Source organism: Chryseobacterium salviniae (assembly GCF_035819015.1).
Lineage (GTDB): Bacteria > Bacteroidota > Bacteroidia > Flavobacteriales > Weeksellaceae > Chryseobacterium > Chryseobacterium salviniae.
Map to the genome: position 1 here is coordinate 41556 of NZ_JAYLAA010000014.1, position 11906 is coordinate 53461.

At 42.4% G+C, this 11906-nt stretch carries 14 protein-coding genes; all 14 read right to left on the reverse strand.

From position 1 onward, the window contains the following. Positions 1-116: 116 nt before the first annotated feature. On the reverse strand, positions 117-560 hold the full coding sequence (locus tag SOP96_RS03460) for a VOC family protein (protein ID WP_312768681.1): 444 nt from the start codon (positions 558-560) through the stop codon (positions 117-119). Positions 561-595: 35 nt separating this feature from the next. Next, positions 596-838 (reverse strand): molybdenum ABC transporter permease, encoded by a 243-nt coding sequence (locus SOP96_RS03465; RefSeq protein ID WP_459349241.1) that lies wholly within the window; start codon positions 836-838, stop codon positions 596-598. 247 nt (positions 839-1085) lie between these two features. Next, positions 1086-1535 (reverse strand): DUF3872 domain-containing protein, encoded by a 450-nt coding sequence (locus SOP96_RS03470; RefSeq protein ID WP_312768683.1) that lies wholly within the window; start codon positions 1533-1535, stop codon positions 1086-1088. An 11-nt stretch (positions 1536-1546) separates the two neighbouring features. Beyond that, the gene (locus SOP96_RS03475) at positions 1547-2107 is read right to left on the reverse strand and encodes a conjugal transfer protein TraO (protein WP_312768685.1); all 561 of its coding nucleotides are present in this window, start codon (positions 2105-2107) and stop codon (positions 1547-1549) included. A gap of 21 nt (positions 2108-2128) precedes the next feature. Beyond that, positions 2129-3031, reverse strand: coding sequence for a conjugative transposon protein TraN (traN, locus tag SOP96_RS03480; RefSeq protein ID WP_312768687.1), 903 nt, complete (start codon positions 3029-3031; stop codon positions 2129-2131). Between the two features lie 85 nt (positions 3032-3116). Continuing rightward, positions 3117-4472, reverse strand: a complete 1356-nt coding sequence (gene traM / locus SOP96_RS03485; protein WP_312768688.1) for a conjugative transposon protein TraM — start codon at positions 4470-4472, stop codon at positions 3117-3119. After that, on the reverse strand, positions 4459-4746 hold the full coding sequence (locus SOP96_RS03490) for a nitrogen regulatory IIA protein (RefSeq protein WP_312768690.1): 288 nt from the start codon (positions 4744-4746) through the stop codon (positions 4459-4461). Before SOP96_RS03490 ends, traM begins: the two co-directional genes overlap by 14 nt. A 20-nt stretch (positions 4747-4766) precedes the next feature. After that, positions 4767-5198 carry a hypothetical protein gene (locus SOP96_RS03495; protein ID WP_312768691.1) on the reverse strand — a complete coding sequence of 144 codons (432 nt, stop codon included), beginning with the start codon at positions 5196-5198 and terminating at the stop codon, positions 4767-4769. A gap of 11 nt (positions 5199-5209) precedes the next feature. Further along, entirely contained in the window at positions 5210-5833 is a 624-nt protein-coding gene (gene traK, locus SOP96_RS03500; RefSeq protein ID WP_312768692.1) for a conjugative transposon protein TraK, read from the reverse strand. Positions 5834-5860: 27 nt separating this feature from the next. After that, on the reverse strand, positions 5861-6856 hold the full coding sequence (traJ, locus tag SOP96_RS03505; RefSeq protein WP_312768694.1) for a conjugative transposon protein TraJ: 996 nt from the start codon (positions 6854-6856) through the stop codon (positions 5861-5863). Positions 6857-6858: 2 nt separating this feature from the next. Next, positions 6859-7491: a DUF4141 domain-containing protein gene (locus SOP96_RS03510; protein ID WP_312768695.1), complete on the reverse strand. Its 633-nt coding sequence runs from the start codon at positions 7489-7491 to the stop codon at positions 6859-6861. A gap of 113 nt (positions 7492-7604) precedes the next feature. Further along, on the reverse strand, positions 7605-7742 hold the full coding sequence (locus SOP96_RS03515; protein ID WP_326319810.1) for a hypothetical protein: 138 nt from the start codon (positions 7740-7742) through the stop codon (positions 7605-7607). Between the two features lie 8 nt (positions 7743-7750). Further along, positions 7751-9625 (reverse strand): reverse transcriptase domain-containing protein, encoded by a 1875-nt coding sequence (locus SOP96_RS03520; RefSeq protein WP_459349242.1) that lies wholly within the window; start codon positions 9623-9625, stop codon positions 7751-7753. 490 nt (positions 9626-10115) lie between these two features. Continuing rightward, positions 10116-11906: TraG family conjugative transposon ATPase (locus SOP96_RS03525; protein ID WP_326319812.1), on the reverse strand; the 1791-nt coding region annotated here is incomplete at its 5' end.

Here is an 11906-nt window from a genome sequence, read left to right on the forward strand (position 1 = left end):
AAGGCTTGTTACAGGGCTAAAGAATGTTGCACCCTTTGGCTTTGAAAGGCAGTGTTTGGCGTTTTACGTTTGCCATAAACAAAAAATCGGATAACCTTTTGGGCTATCCGATTTATTTAGTTGGGATTTACGAAATTCAAAATTCTGTTATATTCAGGAGGGTAATAAGCAAGCTCCCATATATGTCCATCGGGGTCAGAAAAATATCCTGCATATACGCCGAGTGTTTCATTGATAGTAGCATCGTGCGTAACCTTGCCACCGTACTCTGAAACTTTTATCAATGCTTTATCTACTTCTTCTTCAGACGACAGAATACAACTCATAATTGTCCCCACATTATCTTTTGGAAGTTGTACGGAACGACCTGTTTTAAGGCTGTAATACGCTTCAAACCTGTTCTTTTCTATTAGGAATAGATTAAGGTTAGGCAGTTCGATAATAATCAAACCGTCTTCAAGAAATATATCAGGCGTATTGCTGAATAGATTTTTGTAGAATGTTACCGACCTTTCCGGAAACTCAACGGGTAAATAAATGATTGCACCTTTTACGTTCATACACTGTTCTTAATATGCTGCAAATTTAGCCAAAACTAACGTGTGCTTTGTACCTCTACCTGTTGCTGTTTCTTTTCCTTATCCTTTTTCATCTGCCTCCACGACCAGATGAGTAGAATGCCAAGAATTATCAAAGCGTATGCAATCCATCTGCCTACACGCTCTATAAAGCGAATAAATACCGATGCTTCAAAGCTCGAAAAACCCTCAGCACCTACGGCATTACGCCTGTAAAATTTTCTTCTTTTTATCCAATAGATAAGCCCTATCCCTATCACAAGCGGGATTATACCCATCACCAATTGAGAAGTTACCGCATTCATAGCCACAAGATTTTAATTCAAGTAAATTTAAACAAAATAGACCTGAATAGGTGTTGATTTTTAAACTTTTAGGTATTATTAATAAATCCATTTGTTGTCAAATGCTTAAAATCGAAAACGGCTTACCATTAAGATAAGCCGCTTTCTTTGTTTATGGAAATAATAAATTATTCAGAGTTTGTCGCAATGTATAAAATATTACTTAATCACTGCTGTTAAACTGAAAACTTATTTGCTTTTCGTTCCCAAAGCTGTCAGAAATCCACACATCAAAGGATTGTGATACGGCAGAAGTAGAAGTATAGTACAACCTGAATTGCTCCGTTGGTAATGGGTACAAATCATTCGGCTGATACGGCGGTTCATCGTAATATCTCAATGTGCCTTGTCCGTCAAATTGAAAATAACGGAGGAAATATTGCGTATTGCTGTAATTTCCGGTACGCTGTATGGTAATGCGTATTTCAACAGTCTGTCCGTTGGCAACGTCCTTTGGTACTGGCATTACATTGACCTCAAAAGGAAAATCGTTTTGTATTTCGAGGTCATCATCTTTGCTGCAAGATACCAAAGAAACTGAACTTGTCAGGACTGCCAGCATTACATATAACGGCAGTAATCCTATTCTGAATTTATTAAATATTGCTATCATCTTTTTACGTTTTAAAAGTTAAACCTTAATCCCAAGCCTGCGGACGGTCGGAACTGTCGCAAATCTGTACCCCAAAAGACTTTTGTGCGTCCTTGCAGGACGAGTACAAATCGGTCAGACAGGTACGTTTCAAAGGTCAGCCGACCACCGGCACCATAAATGAAATTATCTTCGCTCATTATCTTCGCACCGTCAAACAACATTTCTTCGCCACGGTTGATATTTTCGTAACCGACAACGCCTGTTATCCCGGCGTTGAGCGTAATGTTCTTACGGGTATCGCCCAACAAAAAGAAACTGTAACCGCCCTCAGCGGTATAAGTTTCCTGTGGTATGCGTTGGTCTTTATAATCGTGATATTGGTGTGTATATTCCAATGCCCATATCTGATAATTCCCGTTTTTGCCATTTACCGTCATACCGAGGTTGATGTAATAATCGTTACCGATTTTATCATCAGACAAAATGCCTGTGCTTATTTCCAAACCTTTCTGTTTGGGTAGCATTCTTTGTGCCTGTGTTACCGTGATGGCCACAAAGAGCAGCATCACGGTATAGATATATTTATTCATTGTAATTGCTTTAAAGGGTTATTAAAATTTCAGGTGCATATCATTGATTACACGGGCTTTGATTAAGTCCGAATTTTCCACCTGAAGCGTTTGGTGTCGTCCGCCGTTTTTCTCAAAGATTTCAATCAGCAGAACCTTGTCATCGGCAATAGTAAACTGGTCTAAGAGAAAAACATTTTGTTCGGTAGATTGTCCGTTTATGCTGTCCTCCAAAGGTTTGTAAGTGCGAAGCGGTATCATTGGTCGTTCCTGCACTACGGTGCGTTTGGCAACTTTTTTATCTACTACTTTGAAATTGATAAAATCAATGTTAAACGGTACGTTGCTTTTGTTTCTCAATTCCGTATGGAAATAATATTTGCCGTTGTGTATGTAAATGCCTTTCAGGATAAACTGAATACCGAAGCTCTTTGCCCCAATGTGCTTTACAATACGCTTATCTTTCTTGTAAATGGTTTCCAATAACAAACCAGCCAAAGACGGCGAATTGTTTCCCAGTTCCTCGAAAAGCACATCGTTTCCGTTGGCTTTATCTACCGCTTTTTGCATTGTCAGCAAGTCATAGCTCAACGCTTCCGGGTAAGAACTGTAATACACGTTAAAGGAGTAAAAACGTCCGTCATTGGTAATTACGGAAAAGTTGGTTTCGGCTTCAAAATTCCTAACCGATGCTTTTACACGCAATACGTTTTCTGCATCTTCCGCTTTTCCGGCAATCAGGTATTCACTACCCAAATCCACATAACGGATAGCGGTCGGGAAAATCAGGTGCGAAGTTTTATCATACGTTACTTCCATACGGTACGGTTCAATCCTGCCCAATTCCAGAGGCGTTTTTACCGTTGCACTATCCTGTGCAAAGGTGGTTACGGCAGAGCCGATGGTCAGGGCTACTGCCCAAAATGTTTTAAAAATATTTTTCATTTTCTTTGATATTTAATTTTTATGGTAATGAAACAAGATCCGTTGCACGGAACTGGTTTCATTTTTTAATTATTTGAAATTGACTTTACTGTTTTGATACAAGAAATACCTGGTGTCCTGCTTTTAATGTTACTTTTGGGGTGCGTACTTTCTTGGCGAAATAGCCCGAAATTCCCTGCACCACACCACGGCTTAAATCGGCAGCTACCTGTTGTCCGGCATTCTGTGTCAGCATTACACTTGTTCCACCTGTCTGGCTCATATTACCTGCCATTTCGGTAAGGGCATTCATTTCAGGAGAGTATGGAACATACAGACCTTGCTGTCCGTCCAAATCATAAATGGTTATATCTACCGGAATGATGTTGCCCTCCAATTCAACAGAGGTAATTTTAAGCTGTAAACGTCCGCCCTGAAACTTGGCATTAGCCGTTACAATCGTTCCCTGCGGGATGGTACGGTTGGGTGTTTTTGCAGGTTCTAATAACCGCAATCTTACACCCGTTTCGCCAACAACAGTCTGTGCATCGTGTACGCAGGCTTTGATACTGTTTTTTGGCTGTACCACTTGCTCGGTAGCACCTGCTGTATAAAAACCCCTGTTTCGGGTTTCGCTCCAATTTTCCAAAAACTCGCTGTCCGTAGGTTCACGATACAAGGCAGATACGGTATTTTTTCTTGCCGCAGTAAAAGATACAAAATACTCTTTCTTGCTTGCACCCGCAGTTCCTGAAGCTGTACCGTTTGCAGGTACGGGTTGTTGTTCTGCGTTGCCTGTGGTCGTATTGGTCGGTAGATACTTTGCCGCCATCTGGTAGGATTTTTCCATTAATGCCAATTGGTCATCTACGGTTGTTGGCTTTGGTACAACTTTTTCAGCCAACTTTTCTTTCAGTTCGTCCAATTGCTTACGGAGTTCCATCGTTTCCGAATTGTTGTCCTGATAGAAATTGCCCAATGTACTTTGTGCATTTCGATAGCTGTTCAATGCAGAATTATTGTTTCTTCCCGAATTTCTACCACCGTTTCCATAGCCTGTGCTTTCGTTTTCATCATCTTCTGTAAATTCATCAGCAGGTTCTTCCTTATCATCGGCATTCCAATAGTCCGAAAGTGTTGCCAAAGCGTTACGCTTTTCCTGTTCTTTGCGTTCCAGCATTTCCTGCTCATACGCCTTGCCTTTGTCGGCAGGCATTCCTGCTCCGGTAGCTTGTGGGACGGCATCGTTTAGCCCGATGTTTTCGATTTCCTTTTTGTCAGCAGACGGTTTGAAAATTAAATACATACAGCCAACGAAAACAATACCCATCAAACCAAAAATCAAAGGTTTTTTGAGCTTTTCCGTTTTGTTCTCCGTACCGTTTTGCAGTACATCGGCGGTTTCTTTCGGGTTCCCTTCCGTTACCCGAACAACCGACTTTTTGTTCTCATTTTCTTTCATAAATCTGATTTTTTAAAATTGTTGATAATGTGTCCTGCAACCTTGCAGGACTTTCATTCTTTTTGAGGACAGGATTTTCGATATGCTCTATCGACATATCGTTTTTTGACTTGCCTGTATCGTACCATACTTTGGCAACAACACCTACGGTCAGAAGCAGATAACCAATAAAGAAGTACAGCGTATATTGGTGTTGCTTCGCTAATGGTAAAGCTCTCCAACGGTCGTCCAGCTTATCAAAAAACCTGTCCATATTTTCCCTTAATTTTTTCATACTTTAATTATTTGAGGTTATCACATTCTAAACCCTCTTTTTTTCGGAGCAAGCTGTTCTTTAGGTGTGTCGAGGACTTTAGAAAGGGCTTCCTTTGTGGTCGGAACTGACCCTGTTGTAAGGTTTGTCAGTTCCGATTTTTTCATTGACTGCCCGTAACGGTCTGTTCTTTCAATGTTCATTTTCTGCACATCGAAATTGCCGTCTTCGTACTGTACCCGCATATAACATTCGGTTTTCGGCTTTTCTTCGCCGTTCCATTCGATGTAAGTCCTTAATGAAAAGCTGTCTGCATTAAGCGGTTTATCTGTACCGTTCTTGCACGCCTCCAAAAAATCGCTGATACTGTCCTTTAGCTTACCTGCATAAGCACTCTCCGTTTGGAAATAACCGTTATATCCTTTATCCGTAAGGGTTTTTACGAACGTGTTTAAATCAAGTGATTGTTCCATATTCATAAATTTTAGCGTTCGATGACTTCAATATCCTTATTCTCCACCACCGCAAATTTTTCGATGTTAAAGCCTTGTGGATTGTTGTCGGAACGAACGGAGTTTACGAGATAGCAGGAAGTAACCAGGTTACGGCGTGTTACATTACTTGACCTTATGATGAACTGTTTGGCGTAGGTACGAACCGCATACGGATAATTGTCGAAGTTGCACACGACACTATCCACCTCGATGCGTTGCTGTACGTTACCTGAAATAATCCTGCTGTAATAGCCTTTCTCCGACAGGTCTTTGTAATAATCGAAAGCACTTTTATCGGCAAGGTTGAAAGCCCTGCTCATATTGCTCTCGATAGCGTTCTTGTCCGGAGCAAGGGTAAAGAACAGTTCGTGAAAACGTCTGACGTGTTCCCTTGCTTCCACAGGTCGGTTAATACTCGCATCCTGCGACAAGGCAAGCATTAAGGATTTACCGTTATCCAGCACATAGATTTTTTGGCGTTGCTCATTGGCAAAACTGTACGATTTCCATACGGCAAATCCTACCACACCAATACAGAGAACCGCAAATACTATGGCATACAGACGTATCTGCCTGAAGCTGTTTTCTATATTTCTTAAAGTTTTAAATTCCATTGTTAAATGATGATTATTCGTTTTACATTATTTTTTGAGCAATTGCCCTCCGATGTTTCCGGCAGCAGAACCTGCTCCGGCACTTGCGATATTTCCGGCTTTCATTGCAGCTTGGTTTACATTACGTGTAAAGTTTCCTGCTCCGCCTGCCTGAATTACCCAGCCTGTTACCGTTGGAATAGTGAAGTAACCGATGATACCGATAATCATAAAGATGATATACACCGTATTGGAGGTATCGGGTACGAATGTGGGGTCAGACAGCATCGCAATATCCTTTTCCAATATGAGGGACTGTATTCTTGCAAGCATCGAACTGAACAAATCCGAAACAGGAAGCCACAGGTAAACACTCACATACCTCGTGAGCCATTGCGTGAGTGTGGACTGAAAGCCATCCCACACGGAGATGGCAAAGGCAATTGGACCGAGAATGCTTAAAACAATCAGGAAAAACGTTCGTATGGTATCAATGACCAAAGCAGCCGCCTGAAAAAGTATTTCCAAAAGATTGCGGAACCAGTCCTTTATAACTTTTTCTAACTGATAGGCTGTCCTGTCCATATACATTCCCGCCATTGTACCAATATCTGATGGCGACCACCCCAGCTCGTCCAGTTTTTTATCAAACTCTTCGTCCGATACCATAAAGGCGGTTTCAGGATTTCTGACCATTGCCTCGTATTCCAATTGGTCTTTCTGCTGTTGGAGTTTGTTCAAATCAAGTACCTGGTCTTCGAGTATGGCGTGTGTTCCTGTAACCACCGGGCTTAATACCGCATTGATTGTTCCCAACACCATAGTTGGGAAGAACATAATGCAAAGCCCCAATGCAAACGGACGCAAAAGTGGAAACATATCAATAGGTTCGGCACGGCTTAAAGCCTGCCAAACCTTTAATGCCACATAGAACAATGCTCCCAATCCGGCAAGTCCTTTAGCTACTGCCGCCATATCGCCTGCAAGCGGCATCATATCGTCGTAAAGCGAACGCAGGAGTTCGTGAAGATTATCCCATTCCATTTTTACCAGTATTTTTGGTTAGCAGTTCCATAGAGGTTAAGCACTCTTTGGGCATCATTTTTCTTTTTCGCTCTCAGGTAGCTGACAGATATATTTTTGTTGGTGTAGTAGCGAACAAGGCTGTGGTAGTCCTTAACTTCTTTGTACACACGGTCAATAATCTCCATACGCTCTTTGTCATTCAGCGAAAGGCTTGATGAGGTTATAATCTGTTTGAGTTCTTTCAGCAGTTCGGTACTTTCGTTAAGCAATGCTGCATAACCATTGCCGATGGCGACCAATTCGTTTGGTTTGAAATTCGGGTCGTTCATCATCTTACCGAAATTGGTAACATACATTTCGGACACATCGCCTACCAATAGCACTGTTTGCTGTACCTTACGGGCATCTTTCACAAGGTTGTTTACAGCTTGTAGCTTGTCGTAATATTCCTTACCCTGTTTGTACACTTTCTCTACCTCTTTGAAATTTTTAATCACATTGGACACTGTTGAAGAGGTCTGTACGATTTCGTTTGCAGAGTTGAGAATACCTGAAGCCAAATTTGCAGGGTCGGTTACAACCCATTGCGCTTTTGCGGACGGTGCTGCGGCAAACATTAGTGCCGTACACACCATAAAAAGAAACTTTTTCATTGTCTTGAAATTTTTGATTGTTAATTACTATTGATTTACATTGTCACGCCGTTGCATTGCGATATGCTTGATGGCGAGTTCCACGTTACCGTCCAGTTCGGAAGCGAGTTGCATCACTTCCATCTTTTCGGTTTCTTCCGTTGTGTATGCGTAGGATAAGGACCCGGCGCCTTGCCATATTGACTATGGTAGGTTTCCAAGAACTCTCCCCCGAACCGTACGTACCTGTCTCCAGGTATACGGCTCTCCATCAATTTATTCAGTCTAACTTGCCTGCGTGTATCTTATCGTGGCATTTTGAGCATACTGCCAAGGTTTTTCTTCTCCTTGCACTCATTCGTTTTTCCCAGTCTTGCTTACCTTTCAGGTCTTTCAATTTGCGTATATGGTGCATTTCCAATTTCTCGTTGGCACCGCATAATTCGCATTTCTGGTTTTGCAACCTTGTTATAAGGCTGTTTCTTCCTCCTGTAATGGTAACCGTGACGGGTAAACTATCCACGTAAGCACCACGGGCAGCTTTTTGGCGTTTGAAACCCTCTTTGTAAAAGCGTCTGTACATTATATCTCCTTTCCTGTTTTTGTAGGGAATGGAAAACACTCCGTTGATACATCTTTTAGTCTTTTCCTGACTGATTGAAGTTTGGTATTTCAGTGCATACGTTTTGTACATACTGTACTCCAAGATGTAAGAAAATGACTGGACAAACGAGCTGTTGTTGGCAATTGAGTAATAATTGTAAAAGCCCCGTATTTCAGCGTTGTACTGACTGATGATTTCTAAGTCATCCAAGTCTTTCATGTAATAGCGTGAGCGTGGTTTCCAAACTTCTGTGCCTTTTTCATTTACCTGTTTCATGGCATTATATCTCAGTAGCTTTTTCTTCATCACGTCTGCTGTGACACGGAGTACAATCTTATCTCCGAAACATCTTACGGATCTACCGTGCTTATCTCTCTTGGATTCATCGGAGTTTCGCACGGAGACATCAAAGCCTAAGAATTTGGCTGGTTTCTTAGCATTAGTCACCAAGGTTTTTTCATCAGACAGTTCAAGTTTCAGTTTTTCATCAAGGTAAACCTTGATGTCTTCCTTTATCTTTTTGCAGTCTTCTTTGCTACCTATGACCCCGATAAGAAAATCGTCCGCATACCTAACGTATTTTAACTTTCTGAAACTGCCATCCATCTTGTCATAAGCTGGATATTTGTTTCTTTCCTGTCTCGACTCTTTGATGTACTTAATCATCTGCTCTCTGACAGTTTCGTCTGTCTCACATTTGAGTTTCTTGGCCAAGCGGTATCGTCTCTGTTCGTGTAGCCTGTACTGGCGTGTTGCCGTAGTTCTTTTACCCTTATCGAAGTCCTTGATATAATCCTTGACATATTTATCGAGTTTATCAAGGTAAATGTTGGCAAGGATGGGGCTTACAATCCCACCTTGCGGTGTGCCACTGTATGTTTTGTGGTACACCCAATCTTCAATATACCCTGCATTGAGGAACTTTCGTATCAACCGAATGAACCTGTCGTCAGCGATACGCTCCTTTAGGATACCAATCAATATTTCGTGATTGATATTGTCGAAGAAGCCTTTTATATCGCCCTCGATGAACCACCGTACAGCAGTGAATGACTGTTGGACGCTTAATAGGGCTGTGTGACAGCTTCTATTGGGTCGGAACCCATGTGAAGTATGCTCAAAGCTACCCTCATAAATTGCTTCCAATATCATTCTGATAACCTCCTGCACTAATTTGTCATCAAAAGATGGTATACCTAGCGGACGTTTCTTCCCGTTCTTTTTCGGAATGTATGTCCTCTTGGATGGGTTTGGCTGATAGGTCTCGTTTCGCAACGATGCAATCAGCCTTTCAATGCGGGATATACTCATTCCGTCGATGGTCTTTCCATCAACTCCTGCCGTCATATTGCCTACTTTACTGTAGATTTTCTGATAGGCGATAAAGTACATCTCTTCATTGAACAGAACCTTGTACAGCCTTTCGAACTTATAGTCCGTGTTTCCGCTGTGCCTTATTAGACTGTTCAATACTTTTTCTGGATTTCTCATAATGTCTCTCACATTTTCCGTTAATCGTATTAAACTAAATTGACTGTCTCCCTTCGCCATGTACAGGGCTTTCCCCTGCTCGGACTACTACGGAGACTCCGTTGCCGTATCGGATATTCAGGAGCTTTTTCCATAGCCACGCCTGTGGCATTCCGACTTAGGCAATCCCCATTTAGACATATAGCAACTATTGGCACGTTAGATTGTCGGATGCGATGTTCGCCCTTTTCTGCTTATTGCAGTTACGTTGTGGTCTGTTTATGCTATCACTACTACCTGTCATTAGGATATTACCACAAAGTGACGTTGGTAACTGTCTTCCGTCACTGCCTAAGAACTGACCGTTCGGACTGTCGTTCAATCAATCAAGACTTCATCCTTATATCTAACTTTTCAACTCGCCATTCAGTCGCAACACGACAATTAGTTGACTTATGGCTTTTCCGACATGCTACACTCCCCGTCGGGTTTCCCGTTCGGATAAGTCGGCTGTTGATGGGCGTTATAAACACTTGCCCAGTGGTTGCCAAACCACATTCACTATATGCCCTTATGGGCGCACGAGATACTCCTCCAAACTAACTTCTGTTGCGTACACTGCCGAGTGTGTTCCGCCCAAACCTATCCAAACCTCTTTGTACAAGCGACTGGCATCGTTGTTCATATTGATGGATAGTACCTGTCCTTTCTCTTTGTCCGTTAATCCGAGCATTGCCTGTATGTCATCGAATTTGTTCATATACTTTCGCTGGTCTAAGAGAATTTTGCAGTCCGAATTGTTGATGATACTTTCCTTTACGATAGGCGATTGGATTATATCATCGACCTCCTGCGTTACGACTATGGCTTCGCCGAAAAACTTCCTAACCGTTTTAAAGAGGTACTTTATGTATTCCGCCATACCTTCTTTGGCGATTGCTTTCCAGGCTTCTTCAATCAAAATGAGCTTGCGGATACCTTTCAGCCTTCGCATCTTGTTGATGAACACCTCCATAATGATAATCGTGACTATGGGAAAGAGGATTTTGTGGTCTTTAATCGCATCAATTTCAAACACAATAAAGCGTTTGGATAACAGGTCTAACTGCTTGTCCGAGTTCAGCAGATAGTCATACTCGCCACCTTTGTAATAAGGTTCCAAAACGTTGAGAAAATTGGCAATGTCAAAGTCTTTTTCACGAACCTGTTTTTCTTCCAATACTTTGCGGTAATCTCCTTTTACATATTCGTAAAAACCATTGAACGATGGAAAAATGCCCTCGTTTTTTATACGGTCGATATAACCGGAAACGGCATTGGAAAGAGCTACTTCTTCAGACCTTGTAGGCGGTTCATCATCACGTTTCCAAAGCGTGAGTATCAAAGTTTTGATACTTTCACGCTTCTCGATGTCGAACACGCCATCATCGGTGTAGAAAGGATTGAACGCAATCGGGTTGTCCTCCGTGTAGGTAAAATATACACCGTCTTCCCCTTTTGTTTTTCCTTTAATCAGCTCACACAATCCCTGATACGAGTTCCCCGTATCTACCAGCAGTACGTGAGCACCTTGCTCATAGTATTGCCTTACCATATGGTTTGTGAAGAACGATTTACCCGAACCTGACGGACCAAGTATGAACTTGTTCCGGTTCGTTATTATCCCACGTTTCATCGGCAAATCCGATATATCCAAATGGATAGGTTTTCCTGTAAGCCTGTCAGCCATTTTTATCCCGAAAGGGGACGGCGAATTGTGGTAGTTGGTTTCTTCGGTAAAGAAACATAAGGCAGGTTCTATGAACGTGTAAAAACTTTCCTCACTCGGAAAATCGCCTGCATTGCCGGGCATTGCCGCCCAGTACAAAGTGGCTACATCCGTAGTGTTGTGCCGAGGCTTACACTCCATCAGTGCCAACGCACTACCGCAATCGTTCTTTAGCTGCTTCAGTTCCGCAGGGTCTTCCGACCACGCCATAATGTTGAAGTGCGCACGGATTGAGGACAGCCCGAAGCTGTGGGCTTCGTTCAGGTACTTTTCTATCCACTCTTTGTTGATTTGGTTGGCACGGCTGTACCTCGCCAGTGAGTGCATATTCCTTGCGGACTTCTCAAACTTTTGCAGGTTGTCTTCGCTGTTATCCAAAAAAATGTACTGGTTGTAAATGTGGTTACAGCTTAACAGCAAGCCCACGGGTGCGGCGAATGACAGGCGGCAGTCGCTACGGTCGGTAGATAGCTTTTCAAAACGGGTATCTGCCGATACCGTTCCGGGCAGGTCGTCCGTATCTGAAAGGGTATGCAGGCTTAACCTTTTGTTACCGATGCGCACCTCTTCGTTTCCGAGTGCGATGTCCTGCAT